We start from the raw sequence: 21,404 nt of genomic DNA on the forward strand, positions 1-21,404 counted from the left end.
GAATAGCATCTTGGTCCATGCCAAGGAACTGGCCACAGAAATGAGAGAAATCCCGCCACAGCAGATTCGTGCCGTCTACGACGAGCACATTATTCGAGTGTATCAGGCCTACGGACACGACATCGCCGATGCGGCTTTGGCGGCGGGCACGTTCGTGTCCCCACCATTCAAACTTGATCGGATGACGTGGATCAAGCCGTCGTTCCTCTGGATGATGTATCGGGCAGGATGGGGCTTCAAGGATGCAGGGCAGAGCCGCATCCTTGCCATCGATATCTCTCGCACCGGGTTTGAATGGGCATTGGCCCATAGCTGTTCGAGCCATGCCGATCCGGAGATGAGCGCAGCCGAGTGGGCCGCGCTTAAGGACCGATCACCGGTCCGAATCCAGTGGGACCCTGAACGCGACATCAGGCTTCAGCCGTTGCCATATCGGGCCATCCAGATCGGTCTCAGCAAGGAGGCAGTCAGTCTCTACATCACCGACTGGATTAGCAACATTTCCGACGTGACAGGACTGGCCCATACGATTCACAAATTGGTGGACGAAGGCGATGTAGCTGGAGCCCAGAGCTTGTTGCCGATCGAAAGGCCGCTTCAGCCCCGGTGAAAAATCCGCACGTCTGATGAGGTCGCGACCACGAGGGACTTGCCGGTGGGCGAGAACCCAAACGCTACCAGTGACGAGGCCAGCGGGGGCAGCTTCCAGAGTTGGGCCTCGACACCTTCCGGAGTCCAAATCTTTCCCTGATCGGGCGGGCTCAGGAACAGCACTTCGTTCGGCCACGACAAGGGATGGAGATCGACGGACCACCCATCTGAGGAAAATCGGGACAGTGCACCGCCGTGTATCCCGGCAATCCGTATGGGCTGGTTTTCGAGTGCCCCAATTCCCTCGGCCTCCAAAGACCCGAGCGCCGGAAAATACTCCCGATCGTCGCGGGCGATCTTCGTGCCCGTGGCGCAATCCACCAAGCCGCGCCCCGACACCGAGATGATCAACATCAGATCGGTATGATCGGCAAAACCGATATGCCATAATCCGCCCACGTGAATGACGCCGACCTCTCGCCATGGGTCGGGGAGGACTCCCGATGGATCCAGGGAATCGAGATACGCGAAGCGCGACCGCAAATGGCTGGGCACACCCCCCGTCATCGCCGCATCTCGATCCCGGTCTCGTCAATGCATCCCGTCGCTTCAGCCATCGGTCGGCCAAGGCAGAACATCTCGCTTGTTCGGCGGCTCATGGAGCGCGTCTTCCCACTCTTCGAAGGGCGGTTCGGGCTTTTGCCCGGTGACATACATAAGGATATACTGCGCCGCGCGATGCTCGGCCCACTTGGCATTGAGCACCTTCCCGTCGTCGTCCATCTCCATCACGTTCGCATAGATCGCGAACGTGGCTTCGAGTGCTGAAGGCTCCTCGAAGATGCAGGAATAGTCGATGCCCTCCAGCAGCGGTAGGCCGACCGTCCTATTGGCGACCCAGAACGCAAATGTCCGCAGCGCGCCGCTGAATTCATGGCTGACTTTTGACATTCCGCAGGCTTTCGTAATGGATGGTCATAACTCCGGGTCTGGACGGATTAGTCGTCTTCCTCCACCCAGAATATAAATGCCGTGCTGGAGTCGAAGCCGATCACTCCACCATCTTCGATTACGTCGATGGCGGGAGCGGCTCGCTTTCCGATCGATACCAAAGCCGATGGCGTCGCCGTTCCCAACCGTTGCCACGGCTAACGGGCTGATAGAGCTTTCCACGCCGGGTAAACTCCCATTGGCCCTTGCTGAAGAACGATGCATCGGCCTCCATCGAGTTTATGGCCAGCGCCACCTGTTCGTCCAAACCGCGCGCTGGCTCACCATGGCCATGCAGCAAGGAATGCGTTGCGAAAAGGGTAAGCCAAATGCTGATGTCTTCTCTCGAAACCCTCACAAAATCGCTCTCGCGACCTTCAGCCATCAGGCCGACCGTGCCAGCAATCGCAGCGATCAGCGAAGGTGCGGGCAAAGGACGCGCCCCCACCCATGCGCGGCCATACCCGCCTATAGGGCGCTTAGCTAAGAGCGGCAGCAGATCGCTGATGGAGCTTCCCATATCCTAATTTGTGCACGTTCAGCCCGCCGCCTGCAATCGGACTTGGGCCACATTAGGTGCTTCCAACTGTTTCTTAGTCTACCTTCACATCGAAACCGCGCTTTCCCCGGCGGCGCCAGAGCACCAGTGATTCCTCGCGACGTTCGCTGCGCAATATCGCAGCCGTTTCGAGCAGGGAGCCGAAGATTACCGCACGGTCGTCTTCGGTAAGCTCGACCAACCCGGCCTTCGCCACGAGACCTCCAAGCTCGATTAGATGGCGCGTTCGCTCGCGGCGTTTCATCACCCATTTCCGGCGATCGGTTCGAGCCCGCTTTGCTTCAAGACGATTGCGCGCTGCCGCTGCCCGACGCAACGCCGCCAGAACGCTCGCCAGCGCTTCCGCCAAGCCGTGCCGTCCGCTGAAAGAATGTAGCGCCGCGTTTGCGCCAGCTCTCCTTCGCACTGGAATCCTTGTTCTCGACGCCCGCCAGCAGGAGGCCCGCCAATTGCTCTATCGGCAGTGCGTCTGCATCAGTGGCGATAACCAGTTCGCCCAACTGTCGCAGCTTGTGGTCCTTAAGCTGTCTGGCCTTGTCGTTAAGTACCTTCAGCTCGGCATCGAAATCGCGTGGCTTGCGCATCGGTCCTTCTCCAATTGCATGGTGAGGCTGAACTAATTATCGATGGCATCGATCAACGACAACATCATGAAATCTCCTGGGATTATGCAGTCCCGACAATGGTGAAATCTTTTGAGGGCGCGCTTATACGTTGTGCCAACGTTGCTTGGATAGTGTAAGTGGATTGCCGCTATGGCGATCTACCACTTCTCGGCCAAGATCATCTCGCGCGCCAACGGGTCGTCGGCGCTGGCGTCCGCGGCCTATCGCTCTGCCTCGCGGTTGCACGATCAGCGGCTCGATCGCCATCACGACTTCTCGAACAAGGCGGGCGTCGTTCACTCGGAAGTGCTGCTGCCGGACGGCGCACCGGAGCAGTTCCGCGATCGGGAAACGCTATGGAATGCCGTCGAGCAGGCCGAGCTGCGCAAGGACGCCCAGCTCTCTCGTGAGGTGGAGTTCGCGATTCCGCGCGAGCTGGAGCAGGCCGAGGGTATCCGACTGGCTCGCGAGTTCGTTGAGCGGGAGTTCGTCGCGCGCGGGATGGTCGCCGATCTCAATGTGCATTGGGACATCGGCGCAGATGGAGGGCCCAAGCCGCATGCGCACGTGATGCTCACCACGCGTGATGTCGACGAGAACGGCTTCGGCAAGAAGAACCGCGACTGGAATCGCACCGAGCTTCTGGAGAACTGGCGCGAGCGCTGGGCCGAGCACGTCAATGAACGGCTGGTCGAGCTGGATATCGATGCGCGCGTCGATCATCGCTCGCTGGAAGCGCAGGGCATCGACCTCGAGCCTCAGCACAAGATCGGCCCGGCTGCATCGCGGATGGCGGCGAAGGGGCTGCAGCTCGAGCGCGTCGACGAGCATCGCGAGATTGCCCGCTCGAATGGCGCGAAGATCATCGCCAGCCCTGGACTTGCGCTCGATGCGATCACCCGCAACCAGGCGACCTTCACGACGCGCGATCTCGCCATGTTCGTGCACCGGCATACCGAGGGAAAGGACCAGTTCGATCGTGTGATGGCCGCGGTGCGCGGCTCGCCCGAACTGGTCACGCTCGGCAAGGACGGGCGCGGCGCGGACCGTTTCACCAGCCGCGACATGATCGAGACCGAGCAGCGGCTTGCGCGCGCAACACAGGCGCTGGCCGAGCGCGAACGGCATCGCGTCACAGACCGGGACCGTGAACGCGCCGTCGCTAATGCCGAACGGCGCGGCCTCCTGCTTTCCGCCGAGCAGCGGTCAGCGTTCGAGCGTGTGACTGGTGCCAATGATCTCGGCGTCGTGGTCGGCTACGCCGGCACCGGCAAGTCGGCAATGCTCGGCGTCGCGCGAGATACATGGGAGAGCGCCGGCTATCAGGTGCAGGGCCTCGCGCTCTCCGGCATCGCCGCCGAAAATCTGGAGAGCGGCTCAGGCATTGCCTCACGCACGATTGCGAGCCTCGAACGCCAGTGGGGGCAGGGCCGCGAGCGGCTGACGCCCGATCACGTGCTGGTGATCGACGAGGCTGGCATGATCGGCTCACGGCAGATGGAGCGCGTGATTGCCGAAGCCGAGAAGCGGGGTGCCAAGGTGGTGCTGGTCGGCGATCCCGAGCAGCTGCAGGCGATTGAGGCCGGCGCGGCGTTCCGCTCGGTCGCCGAGCGCCACGGCAGTGTCGAGGTCACGGATATTCGCCGCCAGCGCGAAGACTGGCAGCGCGAAGCCACGCGCCATCTCGCCACCGGCCGTACCGCGGAAGCGCTGGACCCCTATCGCGACGCGGGAATGGTGGTCGAGTCGGAGACTCGCGCAGCTGCTCGGGAAGCGCTGATCGACCGCTGGGACGGCGACCGCACCAGCGATCCGGCGCACTCTTCCATCATCCTGACGCATACCCGCGAAGAATGCGACGAACTGAATGGGCTGGCCCGGGATCGAATGAAACGGAACGGGACGTTAGTTGCTGATATTGCTGTAAAAACATCACGCGGCGAGCGCTTGTTTGCGGCCGATGACCGCATCATGTTCCTTCGCAACGAACGCGAACTGGGCGTGAAGAATGGCTCCCTTGGTACCGTCGAACAGATCGATCCCAGCCGCATGGCAGTGCGGCTCGACGATGGCCGGCACATCGCCTTCGACCTCAAGGATTATTCGGATGTCACCCACGGTTACGCCGCCACCATCCACAAGGCGCAGGGCGTCACCGTCGATCGCGTCCATGTGCTGGCCACACCCGGGCTCGACCGGCACGCAGCCTATGTCGCGCTGTCCCGCCACCGTGACGCAGTCCATCTTCACTATGGCCGCGACGACTTTGCGGATGGCGACCGGCTCGCCCGTACGCTGTCGCGCGACCGGCCGAAGGACAACGCGCTCGATTACGAACAGAGCACGACTCGATTTGCCGAGCGGCGGGGTTTCGACCGGTCTGCGATCCTCGATGCGCTTGCGCGGGAGCCGTTGGTCGACGGCGCCCATACCGCGCCGGAGCCAGAGCGACGTCGCGGCAGGTTCGCGGGCCTACGCCTGCGCGTGCCTGCTGCCGATGTGGAGCAAAAGCGCGGGAGGTTTGACGGGCTCAAGCTGCCGACGGCAGCCCAGCCGCAGCCGGTGGAGCGGGGTAGCGGACTTGCCGCCGCCGTCCAGCGCTATGCCCGCGCTGTGCAGGACATCGGTCGCATGACCGGGCAGGGTCTACCCGCCCTTGAGTATCAGAAGGCCGCCCGAGCGCAAGCAGCACAGGCGCTGGACGTGGTGCAGAAGGACGGCGCCCGCGATCTCAACGCGGCATTCGAACGCGAACCCGGATTGGTCAGTGAGGCCGCCAATGGCCGAGCCGCCAACGCTATGCGCCAGATGCAGCTTGAGACTGAGCTGCGCACCAATCCCGAGCTGCGCGCTGACCGGTTCGTGCAGACGTGGCAGCAGCTCAGGAGCCAGCGCGAGAAGCTGGAGGGCTGGCAAAATGAACAGGCGCGCGACGCGGTCGAGAACCGCATGCGAGCGATGGCGAAGGGGCTGGAGAAGGATCCGGCGCTCGGCGCTGCGCTCAGCAGCCGGGGCAGCCAGCTGCTCGGTCGGCAATGGTCTCCGGAATGGTCGCCGGGTAGCCGGGACGGCGGCATCGGCGCGGCGATCGGCGATCAGGCCCGCACGCGATCGGTAATCCAGCAACTGACGTTCTCGATCGATCGAAGGCGCAACCTCGGGATCGGGCTATGAGTGCTGAAACCATACCCCAGTCGGCGGACACAATCGACGATCCGGAAGTGGCATTCGATGCCATGACCCGCAAGCTTGCCGGGCTGACTGCTACGGTGGATGGGTTCGCAGCACGCCAACAGGAGCTGCACGGGCGCGACTACGGTCCAGACTTTGCCGGGATCCACGGACGCCTGGACAAAGCGAACGTGGCCGTCCGGACATTGAGCGAGCTTCCGGCGATGCAGCTCACGCCTGAAACGATCGCGTCGCAGATCAGGTCTGCGGGTGAGCAAGGTCGCGCTGCCGACCATCAGGCGTGGAGCATTGCCAATCAGCAGCTCGGCAACGCGATTCAGTCAATCAATGGCGTGGTCGCGTCTGCACGGGCGGCCGAGAAGCAACGACTGTGGATCGCGGGTGCCGCGGCAGCTGCGCTGGTGATCGGGTTTGCGTTCGGGACAGTCATTCCTACCCGGATCGCGCATGCGGTGCCGGAGAACTGGCTATGGCCCGAGGCCGCCGCCGCGCGCATGCTGCAACGAGATTCTTGGAGCGCGGGCGAGCGATTGCTTCAGGTGTCGAACGCTGCGCGGTGGAGGTTTCTAACTGAGTCGGCCCAGATCGCTGAACAAAATGCAGAGGCGCTGGCGAGCTGCGGCAGGCGCGCGGCGCAAAGGCGGAAACCTCTCGATTGCGTGATCAAGGTTGGGAAAGCGCCATCCCACTAGCTTAGCGGCGGCTGCTTCGCGCCCTACTATCGGTCGTTCACCACAATCGGTTCAGATCCCGAAAGCTGTCACTCGTTTAGGCGGTCGTCGCTCCCCCAACTCATTTATTTGGGTGAGCGGATCGATACTCGAGCAAGACCTCGAGTTTGGCTGTCCTCAGGCAGGCGCCAAAGGTCTCCTGTTCGACGGAGGCACGTGAGCGCATCTGCGTGGCGGGTCACACATGGCGGCTCCGAAATTCTTGTCTCCGGATCACTTGGTAACCACTATGGGCCGTCCGCGAAGGTGCTATGTCTTAATGTTCATCCGCCGATTGGGTCGAAGTTGCAAGCTGCCCGAAATCTAGTCTTTCGAACGTCGCCCTCGAGTGCTCATCGCAAAAAATTTTCTCCGGAGCATTCTATAAGCTCTGATGCTAACCAGGTGAAATTTCCTCCGTATTCGATGGACCTGTTTTGCCACTCTAACACCAGTAGCGGGCCACTATGACCGCTGTCATCTGTCGGGCAGTCACTGTCGCGAATACGATACTCGAAGCCGAGTGAGCTTATGCGCGCCGCCACCCGTTTGATCCGGGAGGGCGACATTTTGGTGATGCGTCGCAGGAGATCCAAGTCGACGTGAACATTTTCAGGCAGCTCAACTGGGCAGGAATGAGAAAAAATGTTATATATTAACCCACGTTCCTCCTTGTCCGTCATCGTCAATGCCTTGAAGAACCTTTGCGACACGATCGCAATAAGATCTTTTTCCCTCTGACTCCTCGCCTTTAGCCTCTTAAACAGGCGATCAGGCAGGGGAGGGAAATAGTTCTCGCGTGGGCGCGGCCCGATCTTGCCGACAATGATGTCGCGCAACTGCTGAGGACTAGTTTCTCGTAAGTCAACAAATCCAATGGTATCCGGTACGCCGGGAATAGACGTGTCATCAAATCTAACCGGAAGCAAATATTCAGTTTCACTTACGAGCGCTCTCGATTGTGCACTCCGCCGTTCATGAGACGTCCAAGCCTTCTTCGCGTAATGCTTTGAGACAAACATGACGCAATATCTGGCTTGATTTTGATATATGTCTTGAAGATGGGCGTATAAGTCCTTTCCCCAGAGGCTGACCTTTTCAAATTCATCATAAAATGTGCGAACACCCTCCTGCTGAAGCAGGTCTGCTAGTGTCCTCACGTAGACACGATCCTCCCCCGCGAATGACAAGCAAACGTCGTAGTTGGGTTCGGCTACGCGATGCGATCTCTTAGGCATTTGAGCGTTGTCCGCAGAAGGACCGTATCAGTCAAGCATACCGCTTACGGCAGGAGTTCGACGCGCGGATCCCGCAGACCTGCGGCGATGCCGAGGGCGCCCGCGACCGACGTGGCGGGGGGTTCGACGGCTATAACGCATTGAACCTGCCACGCCGCTGACGGCCCATTAGCTGCCATCGTAGCGCCCGGCGCAGCGAGCGGCTGGAACTGGGCCGCTAGCAGACTGGCGGCTCTCCGCCGCCACTACCGACAAAGCGGTCGTTCGGACCGTCAACCCTCTCGGTGTAAACGAGATGCTCTGAGAACGCCCGAAAATGGGCCGATTGCTGATAGTCAGATTTGAGGCAGGCGGCCTTGGAGTCGGACATTCGCGCGAAGCTACGGCGATTTCGGCCACCGGCAACGTCGTATCGAGTGCTTTGGTGAACGTCCGAAACCATCACCTGACGCTGGCGAACGCGTGGGATCAAAGCGTATTGTCTGAGGCGGCGGCTTGTCCATTCGCTTATACGATAATCTGAGACTAACTCAGCGCCCCGCGGCCTTCGCAGCTTGGTTAGCCCAATAAAGCAACCGCCGGACCCCGTTCTGGCTATCATAGTCGTAGATTGGCGCACCCGTGGAGAGCGGCTGCACATATCCGTTGGCAACCGGCGCCAGCCACTTGGGCCACCGCATCAGCTGCTTGGACATGCTCTCCATCTTGTGCCAGCCGCCGCCGATGTATTCATAAACGTAGATGCGGCCCTGTGCGTCTCTGCCCACCGCGATATAGTCGAGCGGGTTCGGTCCCCATTCCCCGTAACAGCGCTGCCCAATGCACCAGAGGTGATCGATCCGAACGGCGAAGATGCCGTTGCCGTTAAGCAACGATCGAGCAATCTCAAATCGGCACCATGACCGCACCCAAGTATTCTCGCCGGTTAGCACGCAGGTTGCGCTTGTGCCGACGATGTTCTTGCTGATTGATTTCCGGAGATACTCCGCGTTGAAGCTCTTGCGGCTTTCCACAGGCTTCGATCCTGCACGGTCTTCACGCGCTCACTGTCGATGGGCCTGAAAGCTCCCATGGTAGGTCGGTATTTATAGCTCTCTAACCGTGCGTTTTTTGACTGCGACATTCTCGAGCTTGCAACTTCTATCATACGTTAGTGTTAGAGAGTGAGATGGATCTGCTCCCTTTATATAGACAAGATCGGTACTAGTTTTTACCCCCAAAGCGCAGTCTTCTCCGAATACTCGTAACCATCCAAACTTGGACAACATGGGCTCGTTGTTCACAAAATCGCTACCCATGACCAGCTTTTTACGAATATCCATAACCCCCTTTTCTCCACCAAAATCCGTGCAGCCTGAGATCAGGATCAGGCTAAAAGCGATAAGGCATGCAACTCTCACACTAATATCCTTCGCGCTTCGGTTTTATACGATCTTCTATTCTATCACTCTGCGCGCGACCGGGTGCCCATCTAGAATTTGCTGGGGCCGGATGGTCGCTAGGGTCATCGTTATCTTCTTTAGCTATATTAGCGACTGCCGCGGCCGCGCAATTGCTATTACAGCCGGACGGAGTCAAAGCCGGAAGCGCGGAATAACCAACCTCTCCCGATTGCAGAGTGCGATTAACAGCATTTCCAGATGCCACGAGAGATTGGTCCGTCGCATCGATTATGTTAAAGGTAGCTCCAATCTCCTGCTGCTTGGGAGTGTCTAAGCTATTCCAAACCGCTACGTCCGCCCTGAGAGTGCTATCCCGACTTGTGTCGTTCCAAGAAGACTTCAGGGATCCATCTATATCTGAGTATGAAAATATCGCTTTAATTGGTCCACCTGGATAGTCAGCAACGACAATAAAAGCGTGATCGGCCCTTCCTCTAGTGCCTCCAGCAGCCCGCGAAACGTAGTATCCAGTTTCGCCAGAAGGGTCGATTGTGTTAATGGGGTCGTTTGCGACATAGGCGTAGAGGTTCATTTGATCTTCGTAGCCGACTGGATCGGTTTGCATGAATCTGCCGAGCGTCGCCGAGTACATACGGGCCTTATAGTAGTACATTCCTAGCGGTAGCCATATCTGACCCGTATATTGGAAGCGCCCCTCGTTTCCGGTCTGCACGCCATGTTCGTCATACTTCAAAGTTCTCAGGACGTTTCCGCCAGCGTCCGCCTGGGCGATAATAGAGCCCTGATGGTCTGCAAAGTTGAAGATCGGTGAACTGAGTCCGGCACCATTGAACTGGACCAGCGGATCGTCCGGGCCTTCTCCATGCACCTGGCGGGAAAAGTGCTGGCCCAGAAAGCTGTACTCATCGACCAATTCGTCCCCGTCCCAGAGCATTCGCGACCCGCTCGTGCCGCCTTGCGAGTTCTGCCATAATCTTCCCAGCGGATCGTAGGTCAACGTCCATCCGCCTGACGCGGTTATCATTCGATTTTCGGCGTCATACGTGAAGCTGTTGGTGCCATCCGAAGTTAGATTGCCATTGGTGTCATAAGTAAAGGTGGCGGGACCTGCGCTAGTGTATTGATTTAACCCGTTTTTCACGTAGTTACGATTAACAGCCAGATAACCGGCGTAGGCATAGCTGTCGTTATCACGCGTCTGGCTGACTATCTGCCCAGCTGCGTTGTGGCCAAAAGAGTAGCTGACATCGTAAGTGCCGGACACGTCGTGGGAGAGAATCTCCAGCTTTCCGATCCCATCGTACGTGTAGCTTGTGGGAGCTCCCCAAATTCCTCCAGTCAGCGCGCGCTTGATGCTGCTGAGCTGCCCTTGTGAGCTATATTGCATTTGAATGAGGCTGCTCGAACCATTGGCATTGATCGAATCAACTCGGCCGAGTGGATCCCGGTTATACTCGATATACACCCCGTCTGGGTGAGTGATCCGAGTACGTTGACCGTTCGCGTCATACTGGAATGCCAGAGCCCAACTCATGCCCTCCATGCTCGTGGTGCTGAGGATTCGGCGGCCGAGCGCGTCATAGTTGTTCGTTACGGCGTCGCTACCCGTAGGCCCGTCGAAACGAGCTGCCGTCTGCAACCCGCGAAGGTCGTATTGATAGTAGACCGCTCGCGCGCCACCGTTTGGATAGGATTTCGACGAGAGACGATTAAGCGCGTCGTAGACGTAGCTTATCATTCTTCCATCTCGCTTCGTCAGGCTCGTGCGTTTGTCATTCGCGTCGTAGGCATACTCCTCGCGATTATTAGCATCGACGGCGCCCGACGTCGCAAGTGCATTAGCCTGAGTGGAGAAGTCGTAAGCGCTCGGCGGAGTCGCGGAGGGAAATTGCAACTGCGTTTGGCGATCGTATCCGTCATAGACCAAGCGAGCCTTATTTCCGTTCGCATCGACGACATACTCGTGCTTCCCGTTCGGTGTGTAGCTGTAGGTGGTATAGGCTTGCTCGATGCTCGTTCCGACAGCCTTTCGGATTTGCACCAACTGCCCGGCTGCATCATAAACGTTTTTGGTGATCCGGTCGGGGCCCTGATCGCCCGCCGAGCCTAACGAGCATGCGCTCGATGGCAAACTTGCGAATGCAAGCGGATTCATTCGCTGGGCTGTGCATTCGAGGCGGCCGGCGGCATCATAGCTGTATTGGGTTACTGCCCGGACGACACCACTGCCGTCCGACACAACCGTTTTCACCTGCAGACCTGAAGCATCGTAACTGTTCTCTGATCTTTGCCAGAGGCTGAATGCCGCCCATGCGGTGTCTGTGACGTCGGTAACGGTGCCCTTGTCTTCGGTTAGAACCTGATCATCGCCATTGTAGCCGATGCGCCGCGCCTGGCGCGTCCCATCGCTAGATGGCGGCTTGATCTCGCCGATCGGGCGTCCGACCCCATCGTAGCGCCGATATGTGACGTTACCTCGCGCATCGGTGATTTGGATTGGATGCCCTGCATCATCGTAGCCGTAGCCCGTGGCAGATGAGACGGAACCGTCCCCGGCGCTTTGCGTCACCGTCGACGGCAGGAGCGTGCCCCCCCAATAGGCCGTGACGGCCTTCGTTTCCGCCGCTGTCCCCAAGCAACTATTCCCCGTTGCGCATGAGGAGACTTCGGTCTCGCGGTAGAGGAGCCCATCTCCGGTGTCATAGGCGGCGTAAGTGTAGCGCTTTTGCGGACGGATCCCACTCGCATCGGCTGGTAACGTAAGGGTTAATACACCGCTATGCACCTGATCGTAGATGTAGTCCGTTTGGTTTCCGTTCGCGTCTTTCGTCCAATTCGGCTTGTTGCATGTTACCGGGTTGGTGCACGCCGCATCGAAGCCGGCTTCGAAAACCGTTTGGCTAATGCCGGAGGCTGCCGGCCCCGACCGAGTAACCTTGGTGATGTTTCCGCGAGTATCGTATTGATAGGAGAAGCCGTTCGTCGCCGGAAGCGTGGCCTGTGTTTGAAGATCAGTGATGGGGTCGTAAGCGAATTGCGTCTGCCGTGATAGCGGGTCGGATGAGCTATCAATATTAACGGAATTAGCGGGTGGGGGGCATCCAATCGCCCCGCCCTCATCTATGTATTTCCCATTGGCTTTCACCGATCTTGTCCCGCCGGCGGGATCTTGTGCATTTGAGGCGCTTCCAGGCAAGGTTCCCCACGTATAGTTCCACACTCGACCATTTCTCGTAACCGAGCTTACTGGCCATCTATTTCCGACAGATAGGTAGCTATATGGCGTTCCCGCACCTACATAAGCATAGGATATGTCAGTAGTCACACCGGCAGGGGATACGGTTTTGATTGGTAGGTAACCGGTGTAGTCGACTACGTTATTGCACGTAACTGTCGCATTAGCATGTAGCTTGAGCTGATAGTTTCGCGATATGTCATCCTGCTGCGTTATATTCACGTCAGCATTATGTGCGCCGGACATCACGACGGAAGTGGAAACGGACCTGAGGCCATTACCGCCCTTGCGCATGCTCGTGACCACACTTCTATCACCAGGGATGCTATTCAGCCAGTTAAACCCGGGATTGTTAAATGGGACATAGCTTGATGGAAGCGTATAGGTAAAAGAAATAGCATAACCTAGATTGCTGGAGACGGTGTCGACTACCGATACGCCGCCAGCCACGTTTGACACCGACGAATATGGACTGAAACTAAGCTTCTCGCCGCTTGGATAGGTTATCGTGGATACGAACGCATCCGAACCGTGGATTGTACAGTAAATTTCACCATCCTCGCACGGAAGGTCGTTTCGGAACGTATACGGTAGAAAGAAGTCATACTTTACCCCCGATTTATCTTGGTAGGTGTATTTATTAGAAGTATTTCTATAGAGGATAGATCCGTCTAATTTAGATGTTTGTGTGCAGTGGACTGTTCCCGTGCATTTAAAAAGCTTATCCTCGCCAGAAACATGTAATCGCACGTCGCGAGTTTCTGTTTCGCCGGCCGGATCTCCTCCAGTGGAGGTGTAGTACCTATCGAACAGATATACCTTGAGGCTGTGGGTCATCCGTCGGCCGTTAAAAGCTGCCCTGTCAGTTAGATTTCCAGCTGCCGGTACGTTGATGTCGAAAGGCGACGGGGTGGAATATGTACCAAATGCCAAGTCCACTCCGTTTGAATCGGGTTGGTGACTTATTACCGGAATCTCCTCGGCACTAGTTTCCTGAGATAAGGCCGGAATTGGCGACAATGATATGAATACCGAGAGAATCGCAGCTGCCGGACGAAGCCCTCGAATCCGTCTCCATGAAGCGGTGTACGTCCCGACGTCGTGGGTCTGGGAAGACCGCCTCCGCACGGCATAATTGAGTAGGCGGGCTACTGGTCCCACGCTCAGCGCTGTTGCGATCCCGTGTCTCTCGTTCGGGCTTTTGATCTGAACGTGTGCACAACCTGCTATCATGAGTTCCCCCGGGTAGAGGTTATTGGTGGGAGTTGAGGAATAACGGCGGGATCGCCGTCAACCTTCCCATCGTTGCGTAGCTGTCACTTGCCTTGGGCCAGTCGGGGCCCGGCCAGGACGGCCTTTGAGCGGTCGGAAGGCCGCGAGATTTGGGTGGCGCAACTGGGAACACTTGATCCCACGACATATTGCGAGCGGTTGCCGGCAGCATCAAAGCAGGTGCCGGTAGCGGTGCCGGTATTGGGACCGCCGCTCGTGCTGCTGCTCACTAGACGGCCTAGCGCGTCATAGGTGTAGGTGACGGTTTCGGAAGCTATTGCGACTTGCGCCAGACCAAGCGGGATTGGCACGAGCATCAAGCGAAAATGCAGTCGTGGCATGAGACCTCCTATTGGCAAAAGTTCCGTCCGACACCGCTCGATCAAATCAAGCCACGTTCGAGTCGGCCACCCACCGTGCAAGAAATCCCAAATTCGCCAATTTGACAAGCGCGGCGGAATTCGGCGGTCTAGCAGGCGGAACTTGCCCATCACTCGATCACGGGTCAGTAGTTTTATGCGAATCTTGCCTTCGAGCACCGTTTTCGGCGTGCAAATCATGCCTGGAGATGGAAGTGCGTCTGAGCCTCCGGCGGTGCCCTTCATCTCTGCGGACGTGTCGCCGCTGGCCAATGCGCCGCAGAGGCCTACGGCTATGATCCTTATGCCGGGGCAGCTGTGCCGAGCCAGTGAGAGACAGCAGTTTTCAGGCGAGAACCTTCCTTAACTGCCATTCGCCAATAGCTTGTCGAGTTCCGCTAACGACTCATTTTTGATCATGGTGAACCGCGCCGGGGCTGCCGGGGGCGTTTGATTGTGAGTCAGGCTACCATATCGATGTTGTTTGCGGCAGCATAATATTGGTCTTCGGCTTCGGCAGGCGGGATGTTGCCGATGGGCTCCAGCAGCCGGCGATGGCTGAACCAGTCGATCCATTCGAGGGTCGCGTATTCCACCGCTTCGAAGGAGCGCCATGGCCCGCGGCGATGGATGACCTCGGCCTTGTAGAGACTGTTGATAGTCTCAGCCAACGCGTTGTCATAGCTATCGCCGACGCTGCCGACCGAGGGTTCGATCCCGGCTTCGGCGAGGCGTTCGGTGTACTTGATGGACACGTATTGCGACCGCGTCGCTATGATGGATGAGGCCGCCCCGGTGGGCCGGGCGGTGATCGTGAAGCGCCTGTTCCAGGCATCGAGGACGAAGCTGGCATGGGCCGTCCTGCTGGCCCGCCAGCCGACGATCCGCCGAGCATAGGTATCGATGACGAAGGCGACGTAGACGAACCCGGCCCAAGTCGCGACACAGGCGAAGTCTGACACCCAAAGCATGTTCGGCGCTGGCGCAACAACTGGCGGTTGACGTGATCGAGCGGGCACGGTGCCGCCTTGTCGCTGATGGTCGTGTGCACCGGCTTGCCCCGGATCACCCCTGCCAAGCCCATCTCACGCATCAGTCGCGCGACGGTACAGCGGGCGATCGCAAAGCCCTCCCGCATCATCTGCCGCCACACCTTGCGCACAACGTAGACCGCGAAGTTCTCAGCGAACACGCGCGCGATCTCGGGCTTGAGGGCCGCATCCTGACGCGCCCGTGCCGACAGGCGCGACGCGCTCGTGGTAGGTGGATGGGGCGATCGGCAGGACCCGGCAGATCGGCTCGACCCCCTAGGCGGCTCGACCCCATAGGTATCGCGGTGATCGTCAATGAACGCGATCATCGCCGGAACGGGCGGCCGAGCTCTGCCTGCGCAAAATACGCCGACGCCCTGCGCAAAATCTCGTTGGCGAGCCGCAGCTCACGGACCTCGCGCTCCAGCGCCTTCACCTTGTCGGCAACCTCGGTCGGGACACCGGCGCGCTGGCCGGAACGCAGCCGATCTACTCCGCGATCATGCCGACTGGTGCGATTCCTCTTCGACGAGACTTGGTGCGGACCCCATCTGGCTACGAGGTCGATCCTCGCGAGAAGGACAAATAGCGACTCAACGCCGTTGCCCAATGAGCATCGGCCGCACAGCCTCCGCGCGTCCGCTTTTGGGGCGTTAGCCGACCGACAGCTTTCCGCCTCCAGACCAGAGACTGGTTTGCGCGTCTCCGCGGCGCATTGGCTTTCGCGGCGCATTGGCTGCCCTTTGGGGCGCGATCTGGGCCAAGGACGTCCGACGACGCCTCATCAGATCGCCGAAGGTAAATGGGACCGTAAGTGGGGCCGAATTTTCGCTTACCGAGAAAAATCCAGAAATATCAATACGGTAAAATTAGGAAGTGGCGGAGAGGGTGGGAAGGCAAACGGCAGGAGTTGTTCCGCTTGCTGACCGGCAGCTTCACGACTCGAAACTTCAGAAGGCGGTCGTTCCGGGACAGGTCGCGCGAATGACCGCTAACGCCCCAAAGCCGGACGTTCAGGTCCGGCTCGCCGCTTCCGAGAACCGGACGTTGTTTAATGTCCCGAGCTTCGGCTTGGTCTGCCAATTGCGGGCCGTCCGCTTTTTGGGGGATAGTAAGGTCAAGCTGGCATAGTGAACTGCGAGACGGTCGCGGCGTTGTTCACTGCCGCAACTTTGCACGCCGCCATCCGTTATAGTTTCACGCGAACACACCCAAGGGTGTCGACCCACGCCCGTTCTGCCTATCGCGACTTCCCGGCCACTGGCTTTCATCCGCGAGCCTTCGGTTTTCCAAGGCTGATTATGTCTGCCGAAAAGCATAGTCCCGAAGACGTGGCGCTAAGCCTGACCTTGGCTATCGTCACGTCCTCGCCCGAGCCGCTGTTGCTCCTGGATGGCCAACTCACAATCATCGCGGCAAGCACTTCATTCTGCTCGGTTTTCGGCGCCAACGCGGCGCAGCTGACGGGCCAACCCCTCTACGCCCTGGATGACGGCGAATGGGATAGTACCCAATTGCGATCTTTGATGGTCGCGACAATGTCGGGTGAAGGGACGCTGGACGCCCGCGACATCGACGTCCAACGGCCGCAGCAGCAAGTTCGGCATCTGATCGTCCAGGCCAGGCGGCTGGTTTACCTCGATCTTGAACAGACGCGCATTCTCGTTGCCGTGTCAGATGTCACGGATGCGCGGGCCGACATGACGCTGAAGGAGGAAGCGGCACGCGGAAATCGCGTTCTCTTACAGGAGGTTCGCCATCGGGTCGCCAACAGTCTGCAGATCATCGCCAGTGTATTGCTGCGCAATGCGCGGACGACCACGTCGGAAGAGACGCGCGGCCATCTCCAGAACGCCCATCATCGGGTGATGTCCGTTGCCGCCCTCGAACGGCTGCTGTCGACATCCGAAGACGGCGACATCGAAGTGCATGCCTATTTCACCCGACTTTGCGAAAGCATCTCGGCGTCGATGATCGGCGAGGTCGATCAGATCTCGTTGACCGTAGAAGGTGGAGACGGCGTGGTCGAAGCCAGGGTGTCGGTGAGCCTTGGCCTGATCGTCACTGAACTGGTGATCAACGCACTCAAGCACGCCTTCCCCGATGGACGGCCGGGAAAGATCACGGTCGATTATAATTTCCACGGGCCGAACTGGATCCTGTGCGTGCGCGACGACGGAGTCGGCATGCCGCTGACCGCGCCGGTGCGGACCGGTCTGGGAGCCAGCATCGTCGCAGCGCTGGCCGGACAGTTGAACGCTTTGGTCGAAGTAACACCCGCGCATCCGGGGACCCAAGTTTCCATCAAACATACCCGGATCGCCTTGGTGGAGGATGAGCCCGAAGCGGCAAGCGAGCTGCTCACAGCCGCGCGCCCGGCATCCAGCGCGATCGGCAGCTGACGAGTAGAGGAATGATCATGACCGCACAGCAAGATGGCACGGCGACCCAGACTCTGATGATCGTCGAGGACGAGGCGCTGGTGGCGATAACCCTCCGGGACGAGCTTCAGGAGTCAGGATACAAGGTCCTCGACCTGACCGATCGTCACGCCGAAGCGCTGGAAGTCGCCAAGGCTGAAAAACCCGCGCTGGCGCTGGTCAACATCCGTCTCGCCGGGCGTGACGACGGGATCCAGCTCGCCGAACAGCTGAAGGCGCTGGGCATTCCGGTCCTGTTTATCAGCGGGCAGGTCAGCCGGGCCAGCTCGGCCAAGACGGTGGCGATCGGCTCGATGCCCAAGCCCTATGACGCCGCCGAGATGGTGCTTGCCGTAGCCTATCTGCTGGCTCGCCTGAGAGGCGACGCTTCGCTGCCAAGGCCGGACCAGCTCGAAGTATTTGACGAAGAGGGCTTTGATCTCGCGCCGGCCGCCTAGCGCGGCGCGTGTGGCCTGAGAAGGGCGTGGCCGGCTGCCCAGTTTTCACGGTCAGATCTGCTACGCCGCACTTCGCAGGTGCGGGCAATGACCGCAGAAGGCTCCCGATGGCAGTCTGATCGAAGTCTCATCTTCATGCTGATGACCGGGCCTCGCCAAATAGGAGCGGCCGCTTTTCGTCGCCTTGGGAATCAAAGCTGCCCGACCGCTTTCCACCCAATCTCGGTCAGTCGCATCCGACCGTCGGGTCGGCGCAGCCGAACGGCGGGAAGTGGGTGGAAATCGGAACGGCCGCTTTCGGGCACCTGGATGGCGTAAGCGGACGCTTGTTCATAGAACTCGGGATCGCAGCTGTGCGCCCAATTGCAGTCGTAAACCTCGTCCGGGGTGTCGTCCAAAAGCTGCGGACGGCGGTATGGCGGCTACATAAATGATTCATCCCACGACGATAATTACGCATCGCGGAGGGGTGTCCGCCCATTCGGCAAAGCGCAGCTCTCCAGGGCGTACGAAGACATGCGGCAGGAGCCGAAGAGCGGCGCGAGTGTTCGGATGCCCCTCAAAGCCTTCGATGGCCCGTAGTAGCTCTCCAGCCGGCTTGGGCTTGGTGATCGCGGCTCGATGGACGGGCTTCGGCACGATGAGGGCGCCACGCAGATCGGCGGCGACATCGCGCTCCGCCCGTGCTGTCGCGATGGCGTAGCGGAAAACCTGTGAGCAGGTGCTGCGGAGCCGCTTGGCAGTCTCGTAGCGACCTTTGCTCTCCATCTTCCGCAGCATCTCCAGCAGCTCGTGAGCAGAGATGGAGGCGATAGGCCGCTTGGCGATCGATGCGTTGATGAAGTCGAGTAGCCAGCGCAGCTTCTTCATGGTGACAGCGGAGCGGCCTTCCTTCTCGACCTTGAGCAGCCAATCATCGGCAACGGCCTTGAAGCTGTTTGACGCGGCCACCGTTGCGCTGATCCGGTCGAGCTTGATGCGCTCGGCAGGATCCTCGCCGCGCGCCAGCACCCTGCGGGCGGCGTCGCGCTCAGCGCGAGCCTCAGCCAGGCCGGTTTCCGGCCACACGCCGAAAGCGAGCGTCTTTTGTCTGCCGCCGTGGCGATAATTCATTCGCCAGTATCGGCCGCCGGACGGAGTCACGAGCAGATAGAGCCCCTCACCGTCGCTCAGCTTATACGCCTTGCCGCGACTCTTGGCCGCTTTGATCGCCACAACCGACAATGCCACGATGGTATCTCCCATCCGAGCGACCGGCGAGTGCCATCAAAAATACCATCAGATTGCTGGTATGCAGTGGTATTTCACCGATCCGACTGGGATACTTATACCACAAAAAACCGCAGAAAACAGCCATTTAAGGCACGTTTTGGGATGCTTTGGGAAGGCATTTTGGTGACCCCTACGGGAATCGAACCCGTGCTTCAGCCGTGAAAGGGCCGCGTCCTAACCGCTAGACGAAGGGGCCATGCCGGAGCGTGGAAGCGCCGGTTAGGCAAGGTTGCGGCCCGGGTCAAGCACCTCAATCGACCCAGGCGGCATCTTCGATGTGGAGTTCCGCCGCCGGGCGGGCGCCCCAATCGTCGATCCGGGCTCTTCCGGCGAGCCACAGCTTGCGGTGGCGGGGTGCCGAAAGCAAAGCGGCGCCCAGTTCGGTTTCGGCCTGACGGAAGGCGACGGCCTTGAGGCTGCGGCCATCGTCGCCCGCCACGATGACCCGGACATGCCCGCCCGAACCCACCACGTCGGCCTTCAGGACGGTGATCGGACCGGCGACGACGCGTGGCGCGGGCCAGCCCATGCCATAGGGGCCGCCGGCCTCCATCGCAGTGACCAGCGCGGGATTGACTCCGCCAGGCGCGAGCACGGCATCGAGCAGCAATGCGCGCTCGCCCATCGCCGCGGTGACTCGCCCGGCGAGGCGCTCCTCGAGGAAATCGGCAAAGGCTTCGAGCCGGTCCTCGGCAATTGTGACTCCGCACGCCATTGCATGGCCACCGCCCGCATGGAGCAGCCCCGCGTCCTTGGCGGCCAGCACCGCCGCGCCCAGATCCACGCCGGGGATCGAGCGCCCCGAACCCTTGCCGACGCCGTCCTCGTCGAGTGCGATGACGATCGCCGGGCGGCCGAGCTTCTCCTTGAGCCGCCCGGCGACGATGCCGATCACCCCGGCATGCCAACCGCGGCTCGCGACGATCACCACGGCGCGATTGTCCTTGGCGAGGCACAGATCTTCGGCCGCGAGCTGGACCTCGGCCTCGATCGCGCGGCGCTCCTCGTTGAGCAGGTCGAGTTCGACGGCGATCACGCGGGCTTCTTCGGGATCGCGCGTGGTAAGCAGGCGCACCCCGAGATCGGAACGTCCGACCCGGCCGCCGGCGTTGATCCGCGGCCCGAGTGCGAAGCCGAGATCGGTGCAGGTGGGCGCGCGGGTGAGGCGTGACGCCTCGATCAACGCGTTCATTCCGATGTTGCGGCGCTGCCCCATGACTTTGAGGCCCTGTGCGACGAAGGCGCGATTGAGGCCTTTCAGCGCCGCGACGTCGGCGACGGTGCCGAGCGCGACCAGATCGAGCAGATCGAGCAGGCGTGGCTCGGGGCATGCCTTGAACCAGCCGCGCGCGCGGAGCGTGCGGATCAGCGCGGCGCCGAGCAGGAATGCGACGCCGACCGCGGCGAGATGGCCGTGTGCGGCGCCTTCGCCTTCGTCGAGCCGGTTGGGGTTGATCACTGCATGCGCCACCGGCAATTCCGCGGCGCATTTGTGATGGTCGCAGACGATCACGTCGGCGCCGGCATCCTTGGCCATCTGGAGTGCCTCGAACGCCTGCGCGCCGCAATCGACGGTGACGATCAGGCTCGCGCCTTCGCTGTGGAGCCGGACCAGTGCCTCGCCCGACGGCCCATAGCCTTCCATCAGCCGGTCGGGGATATAGGGCCGGGCCTCGAGCCCGAGGTCGCGCAGCAGCAGGATGAGCAAAGCCGCCGACGTGGCGCCGTCAACGTCATAGTCGCCGAAGATGGCGACCTGCTCGCCTGTCTCGACTGCGTCGGCGATGCGTTCGGCGGCCTTGTCCATGTCGCGGAAGATCGAGGGATCGGGCATGAAGGCGCGGATGCTGGGTGCGCGATGATCGTCGAGTGTTTCGCGCGAACAGCCGCGCGTGAGCAGCAGCTGGGTGACGATGTCGTCGGGGGCGAAGTTCGAATCGCGTGCGTCCGCCGCCAGCCCGCGCCACCGCCAGGGTTGACCGAGGATCGAGCGGTGAATGTTGAGTACGGCGGTCATGGCAGGTGTTTGGCCGGGGCGGGCGGGGATGTCGAGAGCGGGACTCGTGCGC

The 21,404-nt window shown here is 60.1% G+C and carries 16 protein-coding genes, 1 tRNA gene, 1 pseudogene and 1 other annotated feature; of the genes and pseudogenes, 5 read left to right on the forward strand and 13 right to left on the reverse strand.

Annotated elements, in window-relative coordinates; all coding sequences use genetic code 11:
• Nucleotides 1-10: 10 nt before the first annotated feature.
• Nucleotides 11-610 carry a DUF4291 domain-containing protein gene (locus CVN68_RS02220; RefSeq protein WP_199560184.1) on the forward strand — a complete coding sequence of 200 codons (600 nt, stop codon included), beginning with the start codon at nucleotides 11-13 and terminating at the stop codon, nucleotides 608-610.
• Here CVN68_RS02220 and CVN68_RS02225 read toward each other — a convergent pair.
• From CVN68_RS02225 to CVN68_RS02245, 5 genes are all read right to left on the reverse strand, one after another.
• Nucleotides 598-1,158: a hypothetical protein gene (locus tag CVN68_RS02225; RefSeq protein ID WP_100280759.1), complete on the reverse strand. Its 561-nt coding sequence runs from the start codon at nucleotides 1,156-1,158 to the stop codon at nucleotides 598-600. The two genes, CVN68_RS02220 and CVN68_RS02225, sit on opposite strands and share 13 nt — an antisense overlap.
• A 42-nt stretch (nucleotides 1,159-1,200) precedes the next feature.
• Nucleotides 1,201-1,542, reverse strand: coding sequence for a DUF7677 family protein (locus CVN68_RS02230; protein ID WP_100280760.1), 342 nt, complete (start codon nucleotides 1,540-1,542; stop codon nucleotides 1,201-1,203).
• Nucleotides 1,543-1,660: 118 nt separating this feature from the next.
• On the reverse strand, nucleotides 1,661-2,101 hold the full coding sequence (locus CVN68_RS02235; RefSeq protein WP_100280761.1) for a hypothetical protein: 441 nt from the start codon (nucleotides 2,099-2,101) through the stop codon (nucleotides 1,661-1,663).
• Between the two features lie 73 nt (nucleotides 2,102-2,174).
• On the reverse strand, nucleotides 2,175-2,384 hold the full coding sequence (locus CVN68_RS02240; protein ID WP_100280762.1) for a conjugal transfer protein TraD: 210 nt from the start codon (nucleotides 2,382-2,384) through the stop codon (nucleotides 2,175-2,177).
• A gap of 37 nt (nucleotides 2,385-2,421) precedes the next feature.
• Complete coding sequence (locus CVN68_RS02245) at nucleotides 2,422-2,724, reverse strand: conjugal transfer protein TraD (protein WP_100280763.1); 303 nt, start codon at nucleotides 2,722-2,724, stop codon at nucleotides 2,422-2,424.
• A 171-nt stretch (nucleotides 2,725-2,895) separates the two neighbouring features.
• Between CVN68_RS02245 and traA the strand changes: the two genes are divergently transcribed.
• Both traA and CVN68_RS02255 read left to right on the forward strand, forming a co-directional pair.
• Nucleotides 2,896-5,919 (forward strand): Ti-type conjugative transfer relaxase TraA, encoded by a 3,024-nt coding sequence (gene traA, locus CVN68_RS02250; protein WP_100280764.1) that lies wholly within the window; start codon nucleotides 2,896-2,898, stop codon nucleotides 5,917-5,919.
• A complete protein-coding gene (locus tag CVN68_RS02255) occupies nucleotides 5,916-6,629 on the forward strand; it encodes a DUF6118 family protein (RefSeq protein WP_100280765.1) in 714 nt (237 codons plus the stop codon). The genes traA and CVN68_RS02255 overlap by 4 nt, the downstream gene beginning before the upstream one ends.
• Before the next feature lie 371 nt (nucleotides 6,630-7,000).
• On the opposite strand, the gene CVN68_RS02260 is transcribed toward CVN68_RS02255, so the two are convergent.
• The 5 genes and pseudogenes from CVN68_RS02260 to CVN68_RS23770 all read right to left on the reverse strand — a co-directional run.
• Nucleotides 7,001-7,807, reverse strand: a complete 807-nt coding sequence (locus tag CVN68_RS02260) for a TIR domain-containing protein (RefSeq protein ID WP_199560185.1) — start codon at nucleotides 7,805-7,807, stop codon at nucleotides 7,001-7,003.
• Nucleotides 7,808-8,415: 608 nt separating this feature from the next.
• Entirely contained in the window at nucleotides 8,416-8,898 is a 483-nt protein-coding gene (locus tag CVN68_RS02265) for a TIR domain-containing protein (RefSeq protein ID WP_100280767.1), read from the reverse strand.
• A gap of 388 nt (nucleotides 8,899-9,286) precedes the next feature.
• On the reverse strand, nucleotides 9,287-13,462 hold the full coding sequence (locus CVN68_RS02270) for an RHS repeat domain-containing protein (protein ID WP_233503531.1): 4,176 nt from the start codon (nucleotides 13,460-13,462) through the stop codon (nucleotides 9,287-9,289).
• A gap of 1,153 nt (nucleotides 13,463-14,615) precedes the next feature.
• A complete protein-coding gene (locus CVN68_RS23765) occupies nucleotides 14,616-15,125 on the reverse strand; it encodes a DDE-type integrase/transposase/recombinase (RefSeq protein WP_233503532.1) in 510 nt (169 codons plus the stop codon).
• Nucleotides 15,126-15,268: 143 nt separating this feature from the next.
• A pseudogene (locus CVN68_RS23770) lies at nucleotides 15,269-15,514 on the reverse strand (IS3 family transposase); the annotation flags it as partial.
• Nucleotides 15,423-15,556 (reverse strand) — a sequence feature (AL1L pseudoknot). It overlaps the preceding pseudogene by 92 nt.
• 846 nt (nucleotides 15,557-16,402) lie before the next feature.
• Here CVN68_RS23770 and CVN68_RS02285 point away from each other — a divergent pair.
• Nucleotides 16,403-17,587: a sensor histidine kinase gene (locus CVN68_RS02285; protein WP_233503533.1), complete on the forward strand. Its 1,185-nt coding sequence runs from the start codon at nucleotides 16,403-16,405 to the stop codon at nucleotides 17,585-17,587.
• 11 nt (nucleotides 17,588-17,598) lie between these two features.
• Complete coding sequence (locus tag CVN68_RS02290; protein WP_100280771.1) at nucleotides 17,599-18,063, forward strand: response regulator; 465 nt, start codon at nucleotides 17,599-17,601, stop codon at nucleotides 18,061-18,063.
• A gap of 435 nt (nucleotides 18,064-18,498) precedes the next feature.
• On the opposite strand, the gene CVN68_RS02300 is transcribed toward CVN68_RS02290, so the two are convergent.
• From CVN68_RS02300 to recJ, 3 genes are all read right to left on the reverse strand, one after another.
• Entirely contained in the window at nucleotides 18,499-19,308 is an 810-nt protein-coding gene (locus tag CVN68_RS02300) for a tyrosine-type recombinase/integrase (RefSeq protein ID WP_100280773.1), read from the reverse strand.
• Nucleotides 19,309-19,456: 148 nt separating this feature from the next.
• Nucleotides 19,457-19,531, reverse strand: a tRNA-Glu gene (locus tag CVN68_RS02305).
• Nucleotides 19,532-19,585: 54 nt separating this feature from the next.
• Complete coding sequence (gene recJ / locus CVN68_RS02310; RefSeq protein ID WP_100280774.1) at nucleotides 19,586-21,352, reverse strand: single-stranded-DNA-specific exonuclease RecJ; 1,767 nt, start codon at nucleotides 21,350-21,352, stop codon at nucleotides 19,586-19,588.
• Between the last annotated feature and the right edge of the window lie 52 nt (nucleotides 21,353-21,404).

The organism is Sphingomonas psychrotolerans (genome assembly GCF_002796605.1).
Lineage (GTDB): Bacteria > Pseudomonadota > Alphaproteobacteria > Sphingomonadales > Sphingomonadaceae > Sphingomonas > Sphingomonas psychrotolerans.